Annotated in this window: 23 protein-coding genes; 7 read left to right on the top strand and 16 right to left on the bottom strand. The window is 46.3% G+C overall.

Features of this window, described 5'->3' with window-relative positions:
• Positions 1 to 334 precede the first annotated feature (334 nt).
• Positions 335 to 1993, top strand: coding sequence for an endonuclease (locus SOHN41_RS19065; protein WP_007652218.1), 1659 nt, complete (start codon positions 335 to 337; stop codon positions 1991 to 1993).
• Positions 1994 to 2342: 349 nt separating this feature from the next.
• On the top strand, positions 2343 to 2969 hold the full coding sequence (locus SOHN41_RS19070; RefSeq protein WP_037459704.1) for an FMN-binding negative transcriptional regulator: 627 nt from the start codon (positions 2343 to 2345) through the stop codon (positions 2967 to 2969).
• A gap of 253 nt (positions 2970 to 3222) precedes the next feature.
• Here the strand turns inward: SOHN41_RS19070 and SOHN41_RS19075 are convergent, their stop codons facing one another.
• A complete protein-coding gene (locus SOHN41_RS19075; protein WP_007652220.1) occupies positions 3223 to 3804 on the bottom strand; it encodes a hypothetical protein in 582 nt (193 codons plus the stop codon).
• Between the two features lie 304 nt (positions 3805 to 4108).
• Here SOHN41_RS19075 and SOHN41_RS19080 point away from each other — a divergent pair, with 304 nt between their 5' ends.
• Entirely contained in the window at positions 4109 to 5992 is a 1884-nt protein-coding gene (locus tag SOHN41_RS19080; RefSeq protein WP_007652221.1) for a DUF885 domain-containing protein, read from the top strand.
• A gap of 195 nt (positions 5993 to 6187) precedes the next feature.
• Here SOHN41_RS19080 and SOHN41_RS19085 read toward each other — a convergent pair whose 3' ends face one another.
• Both SOHN41_RS19085 and SOHN41_RS19090 read right to left on the bottom strand, forming a co-directional pair.
• Positions 6188 to 6613 carry a hypothetical protein gene (locus SOHN41_RS19085; RefSeq protein WP_007652222.1) on the bottom strand — a complete coding sequence of 142 codons (426 nt, stop codon included), beginning with the start codon at positions 6611 to 6613 and terminating at the stop codon, positions 6188 to 6190.
• A 204-nt stretch (positions 6614 to 6817) separates the two neighbouring features.
• Complete coding sequence (locus SOHN41_RS19090) at positions 6818 to 7975, bottom strand: alpha/beta hydrolase-fold protein (RefSeq protein ID WP_007652223.1); 1158 nt, start codon at positions 7973 to 7975, stop codon at positions 6818 to 6820.
• Between the two features lie 231 nt (positions 7976 to 8206).
• Between SOHN41_RS19090 and mtnC the strand changes: the two genes are divergently transcribed.
• Positions 8207 to 8887 (top strand): acireductone synthase, encoded by a 681-nt coding sequence (gene mtnC / locus SOHN41_RS19095; RefSeq protein ID WP_007652224.1) that lies wholly within the window; start codon positions 8207 to 8209, stop codon positions 8885 to 8887.
• A gap of 79 nt (positions 8888 to 8966) precedes the next feature.
• Here the strand turns inward: mtnC and SOHN41_RS19100 are convergent, their stop codons facing one another.
• The 6 genes from SOHN41_RS19100 to SOHN41_RS19125 all read right to left on the bottom strand — a co-directional run bounded on the left by SOHN41_RS19100 (position 8967) and on the right by SOHN41_RS19125 (position 12718).
• Positions 8967 to 10055, bottom strand: coding sequence for a hypothetical protein (locus SOHN41_RS19100; RefSeq protein WP_007652225.1), 1089 nt, complete (start codon positions 10053 to 10055; stop codon positions 8967 to 8969).
• Between the two features lie 295 nt (positions 10056 to 10350).
• The gene (locus SOHN41_RS19105) at positions 10351 to 10737 is read right to left on the bottom strand and encodes a carboxymuconolactone decarboxylase family protein (RefSeq protein WP_007652226.1); all 387 of its coding nucleotides are present in this window, start codon (positions 10735 to 10737) and stop codon (positions 10351 to 10353) included.
• Positions 10738 to 10929: 192 nt separating this feature from the next.
• On the bottom strand, positions 10930 to 11286 hold the full coding sequence (locus SOHN41_RS19110; protein WP_007652227.1) for a MerR family transcriptional regulator: 357 nt from the start codon (positions 11284 to 11286) through the stop codon (positions 10930 to 10932).
• A 3-nt stretch (positions 11287 to 11289) separates the two neighbouring features.
• Entirely contained in the window at positions 11290 to 11685 is a 396-nt protein-coding gene (locus SOHN41_RS19115; protein ID WP_007652228.1) for a GFA family protein, read from the bottom strand.
• A gap of 28 nt (positions 11686 to 11713) precedes the next feature.
• Entirely contained in the window at positions 11714 to 12292 is a 579-nt protein-coding gene (locus tag SOHN41_RS19120) for an NAD(P)H-dependent oxidoreductase (RefSeq protein ID WP_007652229.1), read from the bottom strand.
• Between the two features lie 72 nt (positions 12293 to 12364).
• Positions 12365 to 12718 (bottom strand): MerR family transcriptional regulator, encoded by a 354-nt coding sequence (locus SOHN41_RS19125; protein WP_007652230.1) that lies wholly within the window; start codon positions 12716 to 12718, stop codon positions 12365 to 12367.
• Between the two features lie 181 nt (positions 12719 to 12899).
• On the opposite strand from SOHN41_RS19125, the gene SOHN41_RS19130 reads away from it, so the two are divergent.
• From SOHN41_RS19130 to SOHN41_RS19140, 3 genes are all read left to right on the top strand, one after another.
• The gene (locus tag SOHN41_RS19130; RefSeq protein ID WP_007652232.1) at positions 12900 to 13328 is read left to right on the top strand and encodes an acyl-CoA thioesterase; all 429 of its coding nucleotides are present in this window, start codon (positions 12900 to 12902) and stop codon (positions 13326 to 13328) included.
• A 62-nt stretch (positions 13329 to 13390) separates the two neighbouring features.
• The gene (locus SOHN41_RS19135) at positions 13391 to 13654 is read left to right on the top strand and encodes a GNAT family N-acetyltransferase (RefSeq protein ID WP_007652233.1); all 264 of its coding nucleotides are present in this window, start codon (positions 13391 to 13393) and stop codon (positions 13652 to 13654) included.
• A 90-nt stretch (positions 13655 to 13744) separates the two neighbouring features.
• Positions 13745 to 14527, top strand: a complete 783-nt coding sequence (locus SOHN41_RS19140; RefSeq protein ID WP_139058417.1) for a hypothetical protein — start codon at positions 13745 to 13747, stop codon at positions 14525 to 14527.
• Positions 14528 to 14582: 55 nt separating this feature from the next.
• On the opposite strand, the gene SOHN41_RS19145 is transcribed toward SOHN41_RS19140, so the two are convergent.
• From SOHN41_RS19145 to SOHN41_RS19175, 7 genes are all read right to left on the bottom strand, one after another.
• Positions 14583 to 15131 carry an HPP family protein gene (locus SOHN41_RS19145; protein WP_007652237.1) on the bottom strand — a complete coding sequence of 183 codons (549 nt, stop codon included), beginning with the start codon at positions 15129 to 15131 and terminating at the stop codon, positions 14583 to 14585.
• 123 nt (positions 15132 to 15254) lie between these two features.
• Positions 15255 to 15665 carry an acyl-CoA thioesterase gene (locus SOHN41_RS19150; protein WP_007652240.1) on the bottom strand — a complete coding sequence of 137 codons (411 nt, stop codon included), beginning with the start codon at positions 15663 to 15665 and terminating at the stop codon, positions 15255 to 15257.
• Between the two features lie 121 nt (positions 15666 to 15786).
• Entirely contained in the window at positions 15787 to 18243 is a 2457-nt protein-coding gene (locus SOHN41_RS19155) for a toxin-antitoxin system YwqK family antitoxin (RefSeq protein WP_007652243.1), read from the bottom strand.
• 143 nt (positions 18244 to 18386) lie between these two features.
• Positions 18387 to 20192, bottom strand: a complete 1806-nt coding sequence (locus SOHN41_RS19160; RefSeq protein WP_007652244.1) for an AMP-dependent synthetase/ligase — start codon at positions 20190 to 20192, stop codon at positions 18387 to 18389.
• Between the two features lie 128 nt (positions 20193 to 20320).
• Entirely contained in the window at positions 20321 to 21634 is a 1314-nt protein-coding gene (locus SOHN41_RS19165; RefSeq protein ID WP_007652247.1) for a hypothetical protein, read from the bottom strand.
• A complete protein-coding gene (locus SOHN41_RS19170) occupies positions 21631 to 22494 on the bottom strand; it encodes an ABC transporter ATP-binding protein (protein ID WP_007652249.1) in 864 nt (287 codons plus the stop codon). The genes SOHN41_RS19165 and SOHN41_RS19170 overlap by 4 nt, the downstream gene beginning before the upstream one ends.
• 52 nt (positions 22495 to 22546) lie before the next feature.
• A complete protein-coding gene (locus tag SOHN41_RS19175) occupies positions 22547 to 22918 on the bottom strand; it encodes a GntR family transcriptional regulator (RefSeq protein ID WP_007652250.1) in 372 nt (123 codons plus the stop codon).
• Positions 22919 to 23003 lie beyond the last annotated feature (85 nt).

The following is a 23003-nucleotide window of genomic DNA, read 5'->3' on the forward strand; positions in this document are numbered from 1 at the left end:
ACGCTTATCTCTCCATATATAAATATTCATTTATAGAACGACAAACCGATTAATACCTGCATAAACACTGAATATCTTTTGCCCCAAAAGAAACCACTTATTTCGATGTAATATGCCCAATATTGGCAAGATAAGTCATTAAAATCGCCCTTCAAGCCGATTTTTGGACACAAAAAATTAACAGCAATTACACTTTAATGACATTCTGATTGTGGCATAATGCGGCGGTTTTTCTCGATTATTACTCTTAATCGATTGAAACAACATAATTCTGGGGTCCAGTATTAGCCGATATAAGGCCAAACTGAAAATAAAATAATAATGAGTAATGTTGATGATAAATAAATCCAAAATCGCAATATCTATGTTTATGGCGGGCTTGGCATTGAATGCCAATGCCGAACTGTTAATTAGTGAAGTGCTATATGACACACCCAATAATGACAGTACCGAAGAATATATCGAACTCTTTAATCCAGGCTGTGATGCTATCGATTTAAGTCAGTATCAATTAAATGATAATGGTGCCAGTTTAAATCTCACTGGCACTTTAGCGGCGGGTCACTATTTGACTGTTGCAATCAATGCCGCGGGTTTTAACAGCCTCTTTGGCATAACCGCCGATATCGCCCCCATGCCACTCACCTTAGGCAACTCAGGGGACTATGTTCGCCTCACCAAGGGTGCAGATGAAATTGATCTGGTCGCTTGGGAAGGCGGTATTTCAGGCTGGAGTCTCAATGTTCGTGATGTATCCCTCGTGCGAACGACTAGCCTCAACACTAAGTCTCAAGCGGATTGGGCCGCAGCTAGCAATGCAGGAACGCCGGGAAGCGGCAACTTAGCTTCCCTATGCGATACCAGTGGTGGTGGCTCGACGCCCCCAACGACCAATGACAATCTGCTTGAACCAGGCGAGAGCCAGCTCAACCTCAGTGCGACTCAGGGCCAAGTGCTTAAATTTGTAGCCGATGTGCCAGAAAATGCCACTGAACTGAGCTTTACCATGAACGGTGGCAGCGGTGATGCCGATATGTATGTCCGTTACGGTAACGAGCCAACGACCAGCCAATATGACTGCGCACCTTACCTTTCTGGTAACAATGAATCCTGTCCTATCGCAAACGCAGCGGCGGGCCGTTATTACGTCAATCTAGTCGCTTATCAAAGCTTTAGCGGTATTAGCTTAACGGTTAATTACACTATACCCACCCCCACAGATCCCGATAACGGTTCTGGCGGAAATACTGGCGGCACAACACCCGATCCCGATGGCTATAGCTTCAATACCTATTATGCGAATGCGATAGGGAAAAGTGGTAGCTCGCTAAAAACCAGTTTAAATCTGATTATTCGGGATCAGACCCAATTTAGCTATGCGCAGGTTTGGGATGGGCTGAACTATACCGATGAGGATCCTAATAACAGCAACAATGTGATTTTACTGTATACGGGCCGCTCAGAACCGAAAACCAATCGTGCAGGCATGAGCAGTTCCTTAGATGCTTGGAATCGGGAACATGTTTGGGCCAAAAGCCATGGCTTCCCCAATAGCAGCCAACACGCTTATACCGACCTTCACCACTTACGCCCAGCAGATGTGACAGTCAACAGCACTCGCGGTAACAAGGACTTCGCCTTAGGAGGCACTCCGCTGAGTGAGGCGCCAGCAAACAAGACCGACAGCGATAGTTTTGAACCTGCCGATATGGTTAAAGGTGATGTTGCACGTATGGTCTTCTATATGGATGTTCGTTATCAAGGTGGGGATAACAGTGGAACGCCAGATCTGAGCGTAGCGAAGGGCATGACGGGAGAAGGTGAGCCCTTACTCGGCGATCTCTGTACCTTGTTAGGCTGGCATATCCAAGATCCCGTAAGCGATTGGGAACGCCGCCGCAATAATCGCGTTTATGAGCAACAACACAACCGCAACCCGTTTATCGATAACCCACAATGGGCTGCGGATATTTATAGTGCCTCATGTAACTAATCTTTAGATCTCGTCCTCACGTATAAGCCCGGCCACGAGTCGGGCTTATTACTAACGACAAAAAAAACATTAAATAATTAACTTTAAAAGATTAAACCGACCACTCATACCATAACAACCCACTAACCACAGCTGTCATCCATAAACGTTCAAATCCTAGGTGATAATTAGAGCCTAACCTTTGGATATAAAAGACAGAAGTGTTGATTTTAATAAACATCAAACTAAATTTGATCGCAAAACATCCTCAGTTGTCAGACTATAAACTAACGACCCCAATTCCCTATCGACTATCTACTTTTTCCTTGTAATATAAAGCCCTTATTATTGTTAAGAGCCAAGAAAGACAATGTATATACCCAAGAACATGATCATGTCAGGCAATGAGGCCATCACAAATTTTATTGCCCAGAACAGCTTTGGGTTGATGGTTTCAGGCTCACTTAATGCGACCCATATTCCCTTTGTGCTCGATGCGACAGCGGGCGAAAACGGCGTGTTATATGGTCATGTCTCAAGGGCTAATTCGCACTGGCAGGAAATAGCAAACCAACGGATATTAGTCGTTTTTAGCGGGGCACACTCTTATATTTCCCCCACTTGGTATGATGCTAAACCTGCGGTGCCGACATGGAATTATGCGGCGGTACATTGTTATGGGATAGCACACTTACTTAATGATGACGAAACCCAAGCCGTTTTAGATAAACTAGTGGTGCAGCATGAACCAAAACTACTGCAAGATAAGCAGCTTATGCCCGATGAGTACCAACTAAAGCTACGACAAGCCATAGTCGGTTTTAAGATTGTGATTGATGAAATACAAGCGAAGGAGAAACTCGGTCAACATAGATCCAGTGGCGATCAACAGGGCGTATTTAGCCGCTTAAATGCCAGCACCCATCCCGATGCTCAACAGCTAGCTCAATATATGCTGCAACGCGATATAGGTAGAGGCAATAAATCAGATAACTAACCTCGTTATACTCAGTTTCCTATCTGTTAACTTCTCTGCATATAGACTCTAGAAATAGGCTGGCCAATTTGAGAGAAAATACGCCAGAGGCAGAAAACTTAAGATACTTACGCAGCCGATCAATAGCCCCAGCTAATTTGGAATCGGATTGTGGTAAAAGATAGCCTTATCTTCGTCGATCTGGCTATCATCTCTTTTACGCTGTGAGTCAATCCATGCCTTCACTGCAATCCTAACTGCACATGGGACGAAGTTAGTTTAAAACCCTTTCATCATGATCATCAACTTGATGATAAAACTTAACTTCTTTAATCTTTTGCTCTGACTCTTCTTCCGTTAGCACTTCTTGTTTAACTAGCCATTTGAATTTGTTGATCTCATTATTCAACTCATTCTCAGGGTTGATATCTGCATACCAATGGGCCAGCTGTGCTTTGCGGCGCGCCATTAACTCTTCAATCAACGCATCATGATGTTTGTCTTTGATAATAAAGATATTGGCACCTTCAGCTTTAAATACTGTGTAAGTTACCTTAGTCATTAGTGCCCATGTTAAGCAGGCGGCCCCAATAAATATCCACATGGGGTCAAAGTAAAAAGCACCTCGCGTAAAACTGCCATAGCCACTTTGAAACAGGCCAAGCAAGATCCACAATACACCTACGTTTCTAAGCCAATCATTTTGCTCTGTTTGCTCAGAACGTTTAAGGGGTAAATCACCATAATAAACTTCAACATCACCTTTAGCTGACCCATCTTCATAGGCGTATTCAAACTGCTCTTGCCCTAAACTAAAGGTATGTTTGTTTTTTCCCTTCTTTTGTATAACTTCCATTTTTTGTCCTTTTATTGCTCGCTCATCCAAAACAATGAGATTTAAGCAACTTATACATTGAGTCGTCAACAAGTTAGCAACAAATAACGATTTTAAGCATGTAATAAAATGAAAGTCGTGGTTTAAAAGCAGCTCTGACTTTGGTCCACTCAAAACTAGCAACAAAATTCTTGCAGTTTGGGTGCAATAAACTGCTAGGATAACCGCTCAACTTTGAGGTTGATCACATTTACGCATGGTTTAACGCTTTAGGTTTCCCAGCCAAACCACGGCTTAACCTGATACCCACCTTATGAGTAACCCGATGAAAAGAATAATAAATGCTTTAATGCTGGCCCTATTAGCGACAGGCTGTAGCGATCCAAACCAGACAGCTACCAATCAGACAACTGAGCAGGCCAAGGCCGAAAATACCACTCAAACTGTGAGCCTTAAACAACAAGTCGCTCCCCTAACCCAGCGTTATTTTGCCCTAAGACCCGAGATCGCCACCTATTATGGCGTACCCGATGCAGAAGCGGGCAAAGGGGTGATGTCGAAACTCACCGACTACAGTCCATCCGGCGAACATCAGCGCCGAGAAGCCCTTAAAACCATACTGAGTGAGCTGAATGCTATCGATAGCAGTACACTTAGCGCCTCCGAGCGAGTCAGCCTTAACTCGATAACATCCGAAGTGAAAGGCGCGCTACTTCCCGCCGAAACCGTGGCCTATGGCACTATGCTCGGCGAGTACGGAGTATGGTTTTTACCTTATGCCGTCAATCATTTATCTGGACTGCATGTTGAGTTTCCGGGATATATGGAAGATAAGTTTGCGGTCACCACCCCAGAGCAAGCTAAGGCCTATCTTAACCGTTTAAGCCTGTATCCCGCGGCGATGGGCACCTTAATCGACAAACTCGCTCAAGATGTGCAGATGGGAGTGATCCCACCGGATTTTATTATCGATAAGACGATAGCCAATTTACAACAACAGTTAATACATCATGCTAATGAGCATCCCTTAGTCAGCAGTTTTAAAGCCAAATTAACCGCCGCCAAAGTACCAGAAAGTGAGGCGTTGGCGAACTCTGCCGCCGAACTGGTGGAGACTAAGTATTACCCCGCCACGCGCCAGCTGATCTCTGCGCTGCAAAGCGTGCGGTTAAAGGCATCTCACATTGCGGGCATAGGTCATTTACCCCAAGGGGCTAAGTTGTATCAGGCGATGATTAAGCATCTTGCCAACTCGGATAAAACCGCCGAGGAAATTCATCAGCTCGGCCTAGCAGAGGTCGCCCGTATCACAGCTGAAATGGACGCTTTACTGAAACAAGTCGGCTATCGCAAAGGGTCTGTGGGTGAGCGTATGCAAACACTGCTACAGGATCCTAAATATCTCTACCCTGATACCGCCGCAGGTAAGCAGCAGTTAATGGCGGATATTCAAGCCGATCTTGCACTAGTCAATGCCAAATTACCCCTATGGTTTGGCCGTTTACCCGACCAACAAGTCGCAGTTGAAGCTGTGCCCGACAGCCGCGCCGCGGCCACTAGTGGGGCATTTTATGATGCGCCTTCCCAGGATGGTACGCGTAAGGGGACATTTTGGATAAGCCTGTACGATATGGCCGCACTGCCATCTTACTCGCTGCAAACGTTGACCTATCATGAGACCAACCCTGGCCACCATCTGCAAACCATTATCGGTCTGTCGGATAGCTTACCGCTGCTGAGCACCATTTTTTACTCTAATGCCGCTGGCGAAGGTTGGGCGCTGTATGCCGAGCGCCTCGCGGCAGAGATGGGGATCTACCAGGACAATCCCATCAACAACATTGGCCGCTTACAATCTGAGCTGCACCGCGCCGTGCGTCTAGTGGTCGATACTGGTATGCACACTAAAGGCTGGAGCCGCGAGCAAGCGATTGATTATGCGATTAAAACGGAAGGAATCCACCGCTCCGAGGCGACGGGCGAAATCGAGCGTTATGTGGTTTGGCCGGGGCAAGCGCTGGGCTATAAGTTGGGTGAGCTAAAAATTATCGAGTTGCGGGCAAAAGCCAAACAAGTGCTTGGTGATAAGTTTGATATCAAAGTCTTCCATGACAGGCTGCTCGAAAATGGCGCCCTACCATTGGATCTATTAGAGCAAAAGATTGATCAGTGGCTCGAAGCGGCAACGGCTCCCGCAACAACGGCTTAGGGCGTTGTAAAACCAGCAAGATAAATCAGGGGCAGTCCAATACTGCCCCTGAATATTTAAAGACTTAAACGTTTTATTCGCCAATTGACCTTAGTACCCCAAAGATCACCACAGGGCCAACCTGTGTCAGGTCCTACATCAAAAAATGCTGCGGTGTTTATGCCATTAACATCCATTCAACGTCTTTTATACGGCTCACACTGCATGCGAAAACCGCCGGTTGTGGCGCTGTAATAACCCAAAAATCACTAATACGCCAAAGGTTGCCGCAAAGAGGGTTAAGGCTCTGGCTACGCCGTAAAAATCCGTCAGATTAAAGGAAATACCATCGGACCAAAGCACCACTAAACCCAGTGGGGTTTGCAGGGCCACTGCGGCAAACCAATCGAATGGCAATCGAGGAAAAAGCCGCTGATATGTGAAAAGTATCAGCCCCGAGAGCAAGATTAACAGCCCAGCATCATGGGCACCCAAACCGAGGTAGGCAGGGCTATCGTGGCTAAGATTAGCGACACTGCCGAGCAAGGCAACCATATAGCCGGCACTGGCGACCAGTGCAAAACTGACAAAACTCAATACCGCCAAGAGAATACCTAAGCCGAATGCAGGTAAATATTTCATAAACTGTCTCATCATTGCAGGGCGCGCTCGACCTAATCCCTAAAACCATAAAGGTGAATAAATTAAGTCGAAAGATAGTAAAGCTACAATAACAGCCAAAATTTCCCTTAGCTATTAAGACCATAGTCTTATGATCACCATAACCCTATGCGTAATACGCAGAGAGCAACTAGGCAAAAATGTTCGCGCCCACAGTGAATAGGCTTATTGATTCGCCTGATACTCTGCTAACTGTTTACTGTATTTATTTTTGAAGAATGGATGATCAGTTAATTCAAGCGCTTGCTTTTCATACTTAATGGCCTTAGCCAGCTGACCCTGGCTCGCATATACACTTGCCAATGCATGGCTGGCCTCGAACGCAGTAGGAATCGCTTTTAAGGTTTGCTGATAAATATCTATGGCTTTGTCGGGATCGGTCGCCTCGAAAGACCTTGCCAACGCGATAAGCGAATCGGTAGCGGGCACGTCAAAACCATATTTGTCGTCCGAGAGCGTTTTATAGTGCGCCAAAATAGCAGCCGCCCCCTGCAGTGAAATGGTCGAGTCAGGCTTAAGCACTTGGTGTACATCGTTAAAAATAGCTTCGATACCATAAGCCGTCGCTAAAACGGGTTGCGTCATATAGTAAGTGCCATCGAAGTGCTTGATGCGGTAGTCGAGTGAATCCGTGGCATTCGCCTTGATGATGGCTTCAAGCTTGGCAAAGTCAGCTAACTGATTTTGTTCGAAATCACTGTCGCTAGTGCTCATAAAAAGGAATCTTGGCTTGCCTTTCATCCCTGCGAGCTTCTTAGCTGCATCTGCCATCACAAAGGCGTAGTTATCATCCAGTACGGGACTTGCGGCGATGTAAGCATTAAATAGGCTTGGGCGATTCAACAGGGTGTAGAGACTAAAAGTGGCATTGCCGGTGAAGCCATTGAGGATCCGAAAGCCATTAGTACGATATTGCTTATCGATGGCGGGCAGTAGATCTCGCTCCATAAAATCTAAAAACTGCTGATTTTCTTGCTGCTTAATGGCTAAGGTTTTTAACTCCCCCAAGCCTGCATGACCATCTGGCGCCGTCACTATTATCGTTTCCTGCCAAGGCCAGCCACCGTTATGGCTCATCCAATCTTCCATCCCAGCGAGAAAGCCGTGACTACGAGGATGTAAATCCAGCAGCACCACATAGCGTTTATCAGGTTTCGACTGGTAACTGGCCGGCAATGTCACCTTAAAGTCAGCGGGCTCAGTTAACAGGCTCGAACTGATCTTTAACATCTGTGGCTGAGCGGGGAGGGTATCATCGGCATTTGCTGACACATTAACGAATGCAAAGCTGTAAATCACCAGCAGAATTAATAGCGTACGCATATATTTCATTCCTTGAAAATCAACTAGATGGGTATAGTCCAAAGTTAACACTCGTATTATAGAAAGTAAATTCGATATCGCGGCATCCCCCTTCAGACAAGCCCATGACGCACATTAAGCATACCTACTTTGGCTGTGATAGCTGTCGAAATACACTAGCCAATTGTGCCAATAACGCTTAGGATCGGGGTTGCATTTTTAAGCCAACATATTGTGGAGTATCAAAACATTATGGGTATCAGAGCCATAGTCGTAGACACAGCGGGCACCACGACAGACCTAAACTTTATCCAAGATGTACTATTCCCCTATTCTGTCAAAGCCTTGCCAGACTTTTTAGCGCAGAACCAGCACAATGTATTGGTTGAAAACTGTATCTGTGACACTAAAGATATCGCCCTAGAGCCCGATGCGGACTTAGCGCGCGTGACCGAAATTTTGCAACAGTGGGTCAGCGAAGATCGTAAAGCTACACCACTTAAAACCCTGCAGGGGTTAATTTGGAAACAAGGCTACGCCCAGGGTGAATTTAAGGGCCATATCTTCCCCGACTTTATTGAAGCGGTGAAACGTTTAAGTGCGCAAAAGCTGCGCATTTACAGCTTTTCATCGGGCTCTGTCGATGCACAGAAGTTGTTATTTAGCCACAGCGATGGCGGCGATTTAACTGCGATGTTTAACGGTCATTTTGATACCCGAACGGGCAACAAATTAGATAAGCAGGCTTACTGCAATATCCTCAACACTATCAGCTTAAGTCCAAAACAAGTGTTATTTGTGTCCGATGTGGTTGAAGAATTAAAAGCCGCCGAGGCTGCAGGCATGATGACCTACCAAATGGTACGCGATAGCAAACAACGTACTGGTGAGTTCCGCAAAATCAGCAGCTTCGATGAGCTAGTGATCGAATAACGCGATAGCGACTCACTCCACTAGCTAACTTAGTCCATAAAACGAAAGCGACCAGAAGGTCGCTTTTTTATTCGACTGTTTAGCTACTCTTCGCCACCAACGGAAACGCAGCCGAGATACACTTTTTCACTTCAAAGCGATAACCATAATGCGCCTTTTTATCCGGCGTGATCTGTAATATCTCGTAATCATTCAATTCAATCACATTAGACTCGGCGGGTTTCTCACACCGTGAACGACTATTGGCCTCGAATGTAAAGGCAAAACTCGCTAGCAATTGTCGCACTAAGTGCTGATATTGAACCCGCACCGATGCATAGGTTTGCTTGCGTTCTTCCTCCTCGAGCTCTTCGGTGCTTGGCACCCGTGCATTAGCACCTTGGTCATTTTCAAGGGTTGGCTTAATCAGGACCAAATCAAGGGCTGGAGCCTTAGTCCCCCCTGTTGCATCCGGTATCAGTCCCAATGCTGGTTCAATGGCACGCTGTTCAGAGGTTTGTTGGCTTGCCGTGATTAAGTCGGCAAATGACGTTTCAATACTGCCCTCTAAATCGATAAGCAGGCTCAAGTGGTACAGCACCACAGACGCTAACACAATGCGGATCAAAAAGGTTGTTTTACGAAATGAGGTATGCGAGGTGAGCCGTAACGATTTGACCCCTAAAGGTTTAAGTAAAAAGATCAACACTAAATAAATAGGAATAATCAGCTGCAATGCCAGTAGCACAATCGCACTCACCATCAAAAACCAAGCGGGCATATAGAGTAAAATCGCCAAGTTATGGGTGTAATCCAGATGACTTGCCGAGACGCCAACCACTTCGTTCACTATGGCACCAGACCATCCTAAGGCAAAGTTGGCAATAATGGCATAAAACAGCAGTAACACAGCTTTGCCCGCGAGGCTGTGCCAGACACGTTCGAACACAGGCCAGAACTCGATGGCCATAGCGATCACGGCAACCAAGGCAACTTGCCCCATCCAATTGGAGCTAAAAGCGAGTATCAAGGCAATAAGATACAACTTCTGCGCAAAGGATAACTTGGCGAACCCTTGGCTAAAATGACGCCACAACTTGCTCAATCCTAGCTGGAGCTTGCTAGGCAAAGGCTGGGTGACTTGCAGTAAGTGCTGACGAGCAGATTCAGTGTAATGACCTAAATTCATTGTTATTTTAAATTCCGTTTACGATTAAGATGTGCATCAGTTGCCGATGTAAGCTGCAAAACCTATGGCGACGCTCATGTCACCTATGCCAGTGTAGCGACTAACTTTAGCAATTCACTAGCAAAACCTGCCGAATCATCCCTTAGCGACGAAATGAATCTCCCACGAGATTCTATGTCGATGACTCGGAACAGAAAAGCCGTTTAAATGGATTTGAAAGTAATACCAGTGAGTAAAATCAAAGCGACCTTAAGATCGCTTCACTAAAGCGTTATGAACCTGACTCAAGATGAACTCAAACAACACTTAACTCCCGCTCGGCAAAGACCGATTTCGCGACGAACATGCCATTCAACGCTGCGGGAAAACCAGCATAAACAGACATTTGCAGTATCACTTCGACGATTTCCTGCGGTGCACAACCGACATTTAACGCGCCGTTGATATGGACGTTTAACTGTGGCTGGCAATGCCCTAATGCTGTGAGCGCCGCGACAGTCACTAGCTCCCGCGTCCTAAGATCGAGCCCTTCACGCTGATAAATATCCCCAAAAGGATACTCGATAATATACTTGCCCAAGTCGGGGCAAATATTTGCCAGACTGCCGATCACTTTCTCACCCGCCTCGCCATCGATTTCAGTCAGCTTAGCTAACCCCTGCACATACCTTTTATTACTCATCTCTGACTCCTTTGGATTGGACCACAGAAGTAGCTTACGCCTTAGAGTTAACTCTAAGTCAACGGCTGATTGATGAATAATATAGGCAGTCCTGTGATGAAGTAGAAAGACAACAGCAACAGATAAAAGCGAATAATATTAGTCGATTCATTCTTAAACGAGGAACTTAGCGACGGCGCCGAATCGTTAAGTTTAGTCACTAAAATGTGTTTGATAATAGCGGATTTTTTGCTCGAGGGCGATCAGGTGCGCCTGCTCTTGGCGAATACGCTCGGCCAGTTGTGCGGCATGCTGCTCAAGCAATTGCTGCCGCTGGCCTGCGGTTGTATCGCCTTGAGCACGCAGTTCGGCATAGGTCAAAATTTGCTTTAGTGGCATGCCCGTTTCTTTTAAGCGATTGATAAACTCGATCCATTGTGCCTCTTTCTCCGCATAGTCGCGGTGCCCGCTCGCATTTCGCACCACAGTCCGCAGCAGGCCGATTTTCTCGTAATATCTGAGCGTGTGCACCGACAGTCCAGTGAGTGCAGCAAACTGACCTATGTTCATAATCTAACGATCCGCAGGATGGTTAACGCCATCATTAGTGGGCACATTGCCTAACTCGAATGGATTGACCCCTTCGAGGCAACCAATGTTGTAACCATATTCATGGGGATTAGAACGCCGCTGGTGATGGGTGTAAATACCACAGAGGGAGCAGAAGTAGTGCTTGGCGGTTTTGGTATTGAATTCATAGCATTTCAGCACATCTTCACCCTTGAGGATCTTGATCCCCGCCAGCGGTACAGAGCCAACAATCGCGCCCTTACGACGGCAGATGGAACAGTCACAGCGACGAGGATTTTCGATGCCATTAGGCAGTGAAAGCTCCAACACCACGGCGCCACAATGACAAGACGCTTTGTGCTTCGGTTGAATAAGAGTATTGCCCACTTGTTTAATCACATGTGACTCCTTATTTTGCTATTAAATTCTATAATCCTAAGCTTCCTAGTCGCTGCGCCTGCGCTCGCCATTGTTGCAATTGCGCCTCCCTAGCAGCAATCACAGGCCCCCACATATTAGACTTAGCTCGCTTAAAGCCACTAAAAACTAAGGTGGCGGTATCAAGTTGTTTAAGCGCTGGCGAACCTTGAAACCACTTGTAATACCATGGCGGCGTGTCCATGGTCATGATAATTCTCGAGGTTTTACCCCGTAACAACTTAGCGGGTATAGATTTACCTTTCTCATATTGAAATGCAAACCCAGATAAAAATGTCCTATCTATTAAGCCCTTAAACTTAGCCGGAATACCACCCCACCAAATCGGGGTAATAATCACCACATGTTCGGCCCACTGGATATCAGCTTGAAACGCCAGTAAATCGGCTTCGAGTGGCTGATGTTGACGATAACCATGGGTCAGATTTGGGTCAAAATTCAGCTCGGCTAATTTGACGATTTTCACTGAGTGTTTATCTGCTGCCGCTTGGGCATAGGTTTCAGCCAAATGCTCGCAAAAACTCTGCGCCTTAGGATTACCACTGATCACTAAAATCTTTTTTGCCACGATAAAACCCTATAACAGTCAATGTGGCAAACAGCATAAACCCTGCCCCTAAGGGGAGAGTCAAGCCAGAGTTTAAGCTGGTGATTCGCAGGACTCTAAACCATGAATACAAACATCGAGCCGGACTAATTTATCTTCTAACTCGATAATCTGCCTTTGAAAATCGGCTTTTATGCTCAGAAGAAACTGTTGTACTGACTCAAGCTGTATCGCTTGATCCCCTTCGGTCGACAAGGCCTTAAGTTGTGAGAGTTTGATGCCTAAGGTTTTGGCTTCTTTGATCAACAATAACTGGTTAATATCGGTTGTGTCATAGGTGCGATAACGTCCCTTGCGCAGCGGCGCACGAATCAGCCCCCACTCCTCATATAACCGAATTGCTTTTATCGACAAGCCAGTTTGCTTTGCCACTGCACCGATATACATAGTATTTAATCCATTAAAATAATTGAAAAAAACAGCTTAACCCAACAAGTCTCATCCAGCTGTTCACTGAGGTTAACGCTTGTCGCTCGTTCTTTATACTGCTAGTCTGACCATCTTAAACGAGCGTTTCAACTCGGATTTTTATATAGGCAATTCAATGCAAAATACACAGGAAAGTACAATGGAAAAGTTTCTCGCGCAGCATCCCATAGTCACAGAAATCCCCGTCGCGTGGGGTGAAATGGATGCCCTGCAACATGTAAATAATGTGGTGTATTTCCGTTATTTTGAGACGGCCCGTATCGACTTCTTCAATCGCCTCTTCCCGCTGGATGCCCTGTATAAATCCGGTGTTGGCCCAGTGATCAGCGAGAATCAGGCCCGCTATAAACGCCCGGTGACTTTCCCCGATACTCTATTGGTGAGTGTTAGCATCAGCGATATTCACAGCGATAGATTTACCATGCATTATCAAGCTTTTAGTAAACAGCAACAGGCCGTAACCACCTTAGGCACCTCGGTCGCCGTGATGTTTAACTTTAAAACCGGTAAAAAAGCCGAACTACCGACAGAATTGCTCGCCATTCTCAAACAGTACGAACAAGCGTAAGCTAACCGAGTCCATGGTTAAATTGCCAGCACACTTTAGGTCATACTCAGAGGGAAGCATGTATGTCAGACACAGTGAAAAATGAAATAACCATTGAACATCAACAGGATAAACAGCGTTTTATTATCCCCTTCGAGGGTTATGAAGCCGTATTGGAATACCAAGTAAGCGGCAAGAATATCGATTTTAATCGCACCTTTGTCCCCAATGAACTGCGCGGCAAAGGCCTTGCCGAACGCTTAGTTCGCCACGGCTTAAGGTGGGCCAAAAGCCAAGATTTGGCTATCCAAGCCAGCTGCTGGTATGTGCAGAAGTTTTTGAAATGATAAGCAACTTCTGCATAAATATTTTTACATTTAATTATCTAATATTAAAATACTCTGCAAATATAAATTGTTTTTACGAGCTGCTTTAAAATGAATAATGATATGTTGAATGCTAAGACTGAGAAGAAAAACTTCAGGGAATACATGTCTGACTCGAACACCTTAATAAGCTTTTTACTGACATTGCTAGCAGTATTAGCTCCCACATTCAGAGGTTCTGATTTTTTAAAACAACTTATTCAACTAAATATTGATGGATTACTTCTATATCAGGCTATTTTTGCTTTTTTAGCCTTAATATCCGCATTTGCGATATTATTCATAGTAAATCGATTAGTTAGTCATGCAAAGGTAAGAAATGCGTGGCACAGATATGGATATTACGTATTTGTATTTGCCATGCTTGGTGCTCTGTCTTTAAGCCTGAGAGAGTTTTATGCTCCTTCATCTTCACTTAGTAACTACTTTTTAGAGAAAGAAGAACATATCAACTATGCCTCTGTACAAGTAGAAGCTGGTCTAGAAATCGAATTAGAATACTGCTCTAAATCAGGTTCCCAAGTCACCTGTAATCTTGATGTTCGTAATGTTTCAAATGAAGATTTAGAAATCAGTGGCGTCGGTGGCACCAGAATATTCGATCAAGAGAATACAAAAGCCGAGTTGGAACGTATACATGTAGCGAATGAGTTCATACGGTCTTACCAAAAAATTTCACTGACCAAAAAGTCCTCGACATCTTTGAAACTATTTTTCAAATATCCCACAGAATCCAATCCCACTGTAATTAAAAAACTTGGCTTTAATTTAGATTATTCTGAAGGAAGAAGAGCGTTCGCATTCCGGAACATAGCGATTACAAGCGGCATTTAATCTGAGAAATCAAACTAAATGAGCGCAATAACAATTGCGCTCATTTATAACTTAGCTAAATCCAATAAACTGGGTAATGACGCTTAGGATCGGTGGAGAGATTATTAACCACCAGCGCGACCAGCAGAAGCAATACTGAACCTAAAAACACCGGCATTAGCGCGTAGAGGAATCCGAGTTGATGCACGTTTTCACCCCCAATCACGGCGATCAATGCCGTTGCACCACCAGGGGGATGAAGGGTGCGGGTCAGGTACATTAATGCGATAGATAGGGATACGGCTAAGGCGCAGGCAAGTACCATATAATCGGCAAAGACTTGGTAAACGGCGACCCCAATTAAGGCAGATAACACACTGCCACCAATCAAGTTTCTGGGTTGAGAAAACTCCGCCAGCGGGGCACCGTACACGAGTACAGCCGAAGCGCCAAAAGAGCCGATAACAAACATGGTCCCCATAAAATTGGCATTCATATAAGTCGCTAGGCTGGCAACTAAATAGATGCCACAGAAAGCCCCAATCCATGACCACACAATCTTTTTAAGCGGTTGCCTTGGTGGACAAATATCCTTCGAACGCATGCGGGTGAAATAAAATCTCATGGTTAATCCGAGCCGGTAAAAATGAAACGATGCAGATTAAGTGATCTGCATCACAATTAGCGGGTCGACAAATTAACGCTTTAGTCGTGCAATTGCAATTGCACTGACCTAGGAGTAGGTAGTTTAAGCGCTTTCACCACTTAAATTAGCGAGTATTTCGCGGATATCTTCAGGGATAGGGCGGCTTTTTTCGCAGCTATAGTCGTAATGCACGAGTGTGGTTTTCACTTCGGCGGTTTTATTGCCAGCTTGCCAGCAGGTTTGTGTTAACTCGAAGCTGCTATTACCGATGCGGCTCACATAGGTTTTTATTGTTACACTCTTACCGTAGTAAGTTGGGGCAATAAATGCCACGTTAAAACCCGCAACTATCAGATTCCATTGGTGTAAATCCAGTTCTGGATTGAAAATCTCGAAAATTGGTGCTCGAGCCGTCTCGCACCATACGGGGATCACTGTGTTGTTAATGTGTCCTAGACCATCTATTTCGGTAAATCTTGGGTGGATTTCTAGGCTATATTCGGTGGCTGACATGCAAACTTCCTTTTTATTATTTTATGAATGGAAGAGCGTGGTGATTATCGCAATTAAGCCAAACCAGCAAACTCATCCATTAATCCTAAACGAAACAGGTTCTAGCCACTAGCCCCAAAACCTAGAACTTACAGCTCGCCGTTTCTGGGGTTTGCTTGCCACTGGCGTCGTACTTTTTAATACAGCCAGCCTTACCCATATCATATATTTTCTCATATGTTAGCTTGCCGCTGCTGTCGTAGGACTTAAACACCCCATGGCTTTTAGGGTTTTCTAAGTGATAAATTTTGCGTCCTTTGATCACCGTTGAAAAATCCGAAAAACCAGGTTCTTCCTGATAAATCACCCCTTTGATATAGCGCTTATGGACCACATGTTGTTCATCGATACGCAACATTTCCGTCGATAACTTGCCATTCTGGTCGTAGCACACTTTATCCACAGCATAATTACTGTCGAGGTTTTCGATACAATTTACGGCACCATTATCAAAATACTCCCGCTGGATACCACAACGCGCAATGGCGTTATCCCAGTAATAAGGCTCACCGTTCCACATTTCACCTTCTTGCTGGCAATAGTTCCAGATATCCTTTATTTGCCCGTTAGGATAGAAAGTGTAATGGGGGCCAGAGAGACGGTTATTCACTTGCTGACCATATCGAGAGAGCGAGTAACCACCATCGGTGGAATAACTGATACTTGGGCCGTATTCCTTACCCGCTTTGTAGGTTTTCAAATACTTTAAACGACCATTGGAATCGTACTGGTAATCTTTATCTAGCAAGCCATTGGTGTAATAGGACAATTTATATAATTTGCCGCTGTCGAAATATTCACGCTGCTCGCCGTGTTTTATCGATGAGGTGGCTTCATTTTTGCCATTAATCACCCCTTCGCAATCCCCTTCATAGGGATTCTCACGCATAATACATTCGTCGTGGGAAGGCTTAAGCACCACCGCTGCATTGAATTGATAACTCGTTAGTTCAGTCAGCTCACCACTCTGGGGATTAAAGCGCATTTGCTGGCCATCCAACTCTCCTTGACGATAATTAGAGACATCCACCACAACATTCGGACTTGAATACCAAATACTCTGGCCATTGAGCCTACCCTGCTCATAATGGCGGGCATTAAACATCAGATTATTTTTATCGAATGATTTAGACTCACCTTGGCGCAACCCATTGATATAGCTAACTTCTGTACGAGTTCCATCTTCGGCCTTAAATACCCAAGGGCCTGTGCGTTTTCCTGCAAGGTAGGCACCTTCGCCGACTTGATCACGAAAATGTCCGCTCGTCACTTTATCGACCCAAGGACCTTGTTTAACGCCCTTTTGATACTGACCTTTGCTGCCATCAGCCTCAAGCCACTCGCCATCTTTTACGCCATTTCGATAAATGCCTTTTTCAGACAATTGCTTAGCGCCTTCGGTACTCGATTCGTAATCTAACGTGTAGATTTCAGTTGGGCCGTCGAGCACATCCTGATTGTAGTGGGCAAAACCAAAGTTATCGGCCTCATCGAACATCGACTGTGCAATCCATTTACCTTGCTTTTTACCGTCAAGATACTCGCCTTCCCAATACATGGCTTGGTTCTCACTCTCCATCCACTTACCGACTTTTTTGCCTTGTTTGTAGTGACCAGAGTAAATCACGCTACCATTGCGGCCATCATAGGCTGCATAGGGGCCATCGAGCACTCCTTGGGTATAATAACTTTCACTGGCAAGCCCTGCCCAAGTGCTACCCATGCCCATACTCATAAAATCATAGGATGGGCCTGTTTTAGGAATATCGGCACCACCACTTTTAAGCCAGTCAAAGTCATCGGCCTCAAAGGCCACACTCACCAATACAAAACTACCGTCTTCTTCGCTATAGCCACTGCGGTCAAAAGTCGTCACTAAGCTATATTGATGCTCGCGGCCTTGGCCATCTTTATCCTTGCGAGTGAGTGGATAACGTAATTTATATTCGACGGCGGTCTTCACATCGACGGGAGAACCTTCGGAATTACGATAACCCACTAAGGTCGGCTTGAGCTGAGTTGAGCCATCGACAATCGCCTTAATCGCGGGGTCTGCAATCGCATCAGCCTCATAGGTCATACGGTATTGTTGCGGTGGAATTTGGCTTAACACTTTACGAACGCTACCCACGGTAAACGAGGTTAAGGTCGGCGCCACCTCATCGAGCACAGCCTGTAGACGGGGGAGTTTTGTGAGCTCATCCCCCTCAAAACCATAACCACGCAGATGCTGACCATCGGCATCCTTGAGCATGACGATCACTTCTTTGGTGCCGCCTTTATCAAAATCGAGATAAAAAACCGCCACGATTTCTGCATGACCATAGTCATCGATACGCACACCGGGCGCATCGCCATAGAGCATTTCGCTCCATACTTGATGATCTTTTTGGTAGAAATCCAGCCATTGGCCATTGGGTAAATCCACGGGACCGTGGACGATTTTGTCGTAATCTGCAGCGACAGCCACAGGAGTGACAGAAAAAGCAGACAACAACACCGCAGTGGCTGCGAAAAGACTACGAATCGAAAGTTCCATTTAAACTACGCCCTTTATACCGATAACTTGCGCCTCGTGCGCACCAGTAAACGGAGCGAATTTTAAGCTAAGTTAAGCGCTTCAGGAAGTAGCAGAAACAAAAAAGGCCGCAACAGCAGCCTTTAGTAACAATGACTTAACAATCAGTTGTTGTACATAGCATTAATTTCGTGGGCGTATTTATGATAAATCATCTTGCGGCGCAACTTGAGCGTTGGGGTGATTAACCCCGCTTCCATCGAGAAAGCTTCTGGCAACAGCGTGAACTTTTTAATCTGTTCAAAACCCGCCAATTCATGCTGCAACTGCTTGAGACGTTGTTCAAAATGCTCAACCACATGACTATGGCGTAGCAATTCTAAAGGCGACTCGTATTTGAGGCCTTTCTCCTTCGCCCACGCTTCCAGTGACTCAAACGCTGGCACAATCAAGGCGGTCACATAGTTACGCGCATCGGCAATAATCGCCACTTGCTCGATAAAGGGACAACGACCCACGGTACCTTCGATCCTTTGCGGTGCGATGTATTTACCGTTGGAGGTTTTCATCAGTTCTTTAATGCGATCTGTGATAAATAAATTACCATTAGCGTCAATCCGCCCCGCATCACCCGTCTTTAACCAACCATCCTCAAAGGCGGCGGCGGTGTCTTCTGGTCGATTGTAATAGCCGCGCATCACAGTGGCGCCACGGACTAAAATCTCATCATCTTTGCCTAGCTTGATTTCGGTTTCCAATAATGGCTGACCATTCGAGCCAGGCACTCGATTATCTAAGGTATTGCAGGTCACAGTCGCGTTGGTTTCCGTCATGCCGTAACCGCAAAGTACCGGAATACCAATCCCGTGGAAGAAGGCGCCCACATTCACGTCCAACGCCGCACCACCGCAGGGCATAAACTTTAAGCGACCACCCAGCACAGCTTGTAACTTGCTGTAGACGAGTTTATTGGCAAGTTGCCATTGCAGCGACAGCCATAAACCGCCCTTAGCGCGGCCCTGACCCACCTCGAACTGACGCTCACCCACACGCATCGCCCAAGCGAACAGCTTTTTACGGCCATCACTGGACTTAGCCACTTTGTCTTGCACTGCGCTATACACTTTTTCGAGGAAACGCGGTACCACACACAAAGTATGTGGACGCACGGCACTGATTGCCTCTTTCACTCTTTGGGTGTTTTGCAGGTAGACGTTATGTCCACCGCGGCAAAGCACATAGAAACTCCAACCCCGTTCAAACACGTGACTCAGGGGTAAAAAAGCCAAGGACACATCGCCCGTGCTGAAGGCCAGTTTTTGATCATGTTGACGCACGGTTGACGCCATATTGCGGTAATCCAGCATCACGCCTTTAGGATCGCCCGTGGTGCCAGAGGTATAAATTAAGGTCAATAAATCATCGAGATTGGCCGCCTGCAAACGCTGCTGAAGCTCGACTTCTTGCTTAATGTCTTTAGCATCGCCCGCTAACAACGCGTCTAAGTGCCAATGGCGCTCGGCGTTATCGGTAGCCAGAGTCACACTCGCATCGAATACAATGATCTGCTCTAGGCTGGGACATAATTTTTGCAGCTCGCAGGCCATAGCATATTGCTTAGCATCGTCGACAAAAATCACTTTAGCGGCGGCATCGTTAACGATAAAGCTCGCCTGCTCGAGGGTGCTAGTGGGATAAATCGGCACCACAATGGCGCGACTTTTAAGCGTGCCTATATCGGCACAGGTCCACTGGGGGCAATTTTGCGACAGGATGACGCAACGGTCTTGCACTTGTACGCCAAACTCAATCAACAGCTGTGCAATCTTGCTGCTGATGTGATCGAATGCATGCCAGCTGACCCTATGCCAAGGCGCAGCCATTTCAAAACCTTCCAGCGCTATGGCATCCTTTAGGGACTGGCTCTGCTGCTGTAAGAGTCGAATTACATGATATTGTTCGAGAGACATAAGTGACTCACCTTTTAGCTTACAAGTGTACCGCTTTTGCAGCATTCTACCTGAAGGCCAGCCAAAAACTAAGAGTTTTTGCTCTAATCTTGTGCAAACTGAGCCCCAATATCGCAATCTATATCCGTTTAGCCGCTAATGACATCTCCCTTCCAGAGGGTTTTCTTGCCCCAAAACAGGACTATGCTCCCAAGTATCATTAAGAGCATATCCCAGATAAACCAATCGCCTAGATTGCCGCCATCCCGTAAAGACGCAAGGCTGATGGAAACCCAAAGGGAATGTCCCGCGACAACCATCATAGTGAGCGTGACATGCAACACTCGGCGACACATACTACCAAAACCTAAGGTCAAAGCGCAGGCCCAGTAAGTGCTGAGCACCAGATGACCCACTAACTGCATATTCAGATCACCACTGAGCCAACCCAGCAGCAGACTACAGGCCAGCATAATGCCGACCACCACATTCAGCAGTCGTTGCTGCCCACGGCAAAAAGCCGCAATGAGTCCTTTTCGACCATCAAACCCTGGCATCAGCAATAGGGTTTCGGTCGATCGCGAACGCTGCACTCGGCTCCAATGCACCAGCGAACACATGATCACGCTGAACTGTGCCAACAGCAGTAATACAGGGAAATTCTGATGGAATTGGTGCGATAACACTCCAAGCGCTAGGCAGACTGCTGGTATGAGCAGCAGTAAAATCGTCAGCATAGGGCCGATAAAGAAATTAGTTGGATGCAGATAACGTTCGAAACGACTCAAGATGCGCATAGATTGCAGGTTGGGCAGCCAAAACCAGCCCATTTCGAGGCCGTTGAGATAGACCGCTCTCGCCTCTGCTCGCCAAGGTAAAGCACTGCAGACACGAATTATCAACCCGCCTAACACCACCAGCGCAATCAGGCTTAACCACAGGGGAGTATGAGCCGTCATCAAGGAGATAAATGGCACTAAGACAAACAGTAAAAACGAAGCGTAGAACCACTGAGTGCTGAGTAAACAAAGCCAAATAAAGGCAAAACTCATCACCAAGGCCAACACTAAGGTGGATAGGCTCGAAGTTAACCCCAAGGCCAAACAGCACAAAACGCCTATGCCAAATACGCTGGTTAACACCACTGCACTTTGGATATAAATATGGCGGCGATAATGGGGAATTAACTGGGCGCATTCGCTCGCCATCAAACGTATAAGTTGCCATGCTACCGCCGCCGAGCTTGAAACGATTCCCATAGAAAACAACAGTTCAGCACTGTCACTTTTGCCCTGCAACGCTGTAATGCAACCTAAGACCATTCCCAGTAAGCCAGTACCCAAAAAGCTCACGCTACCGATATCAAAACACCAAAGGCGCAACATGCCCTTAAACGGGTTTAACCTCTGAGGTGCCCCTTTTGTTGTCGCTGCGGGCATAAGGTTAACTTCAGGCGCACTCATCTGTGTAGCTCCATAAACAGCTGTTCCAGATTGAGGGCTTCATTCTTCAACACGCCCACGATTGGCGCGCCATGCTCCCCCAAATCCACCAGCACAGAATCGCCTACACGGCTGAGCACAGTGATCGACTCGGGCAATACCGCTTCGGGCGTGAGTGTGAGTAAGCGCACCTCTTCCCGCAGGGCATCAATTTCCTTAAATAGCACCAATTCGCCCTGTTTTATCAGTGCCACATGGCTGGCAACCCGCTCGAGATCTGAGGTGATATGGGATGAAAACAGTACGGCAGAGCCGGATTCGAGGGCGAGATCGAATAAATCGACCATAAACTTACGTCGCACTATGGGGTCGAGGCTGGCGACGGGTTCATCGAGGATCAAGAGTTCTGGTCGATAGGCCATCGCCATAATCAAGGCTAACGATTGCCTTTGCCCCACAGATAATCTTTGCACCTGTTGGGTGACATCTAACTCAAACCGTACTAGCCAATCTTGCTCTAACTGCCTGTCCCAATTGGGATAAAAGCTGCGGTGTAAATCGAGGGCGCGTTCAATGGTAAAACCTTCATAACCAAAGGGTTGCTGCGGAACATAGCCAATACGCTCCTTCAACTGTGAAGTTAGATTTTCGGGCGTTTCACCTAAGGTAGTGATACTGCCAACATCCGGCGCCAAAATGCCCAAGGCGCAGCGCATTAGGGTCGACTTGCCGGCACCATTTTGTCCTAACAGCCCAACCACCATGCCCGCCGTCAGAGTTAACGATAAATCCTTAAGCGCCCACTTTTCACCCGCGCCTTTGCCGCGAAAGACTTTGCTCACTCGGCTAAATTCAAGTATTGGGGTATGCGCTTGGTCCATCGAATGTCATCCTTTTTATTCTATTTATCGATACGTTACTTGGGGTTGATGGCTAATCTTGCCAGCGTTCGTCGATCAATTTCAGTAACTCAACTTGGCTAACGCCTAACTGTTTAGCCTGAGATAATAAAGCATCGAGCTGGGGTTCGAGCAGACTCACGCCCGATGTCATAGCCTCGGTTCGCGGCGCCACCCGAGTCGCTTGACCACGGCGGCGTTCGAGCCAACCTTGATCGACAAGCTGCTGAATCGCGCGGGAGACCGTCATTGGATTGACCGCGAGGTGCTCGGCAATCTGGCGTACAGAGGGCAACACATCTTCCACCTGCAGTTGGCCACCCACAATTAAGCGCACGACTTGCTCGTGTAATTGTTTATAAATGGGTTCACCACTACTGGGGTTGACATTTAAAAGTTCTAACATTAGCCTTTACACACTGTATTAATACATTGATACACCGATACACTGGTATTTAAATTAACACATTCGTCCTGAAATGCAAAAAGGA

The sequence above is a fragment of the Shewanella sp. HN-41 genome, assembly GCF_000217915.1.
GTDB lineage: Bacteria > Pseudomonadota > Gammaproteobacteria > Enterobacterales > Shewanellaceae > Shewanella.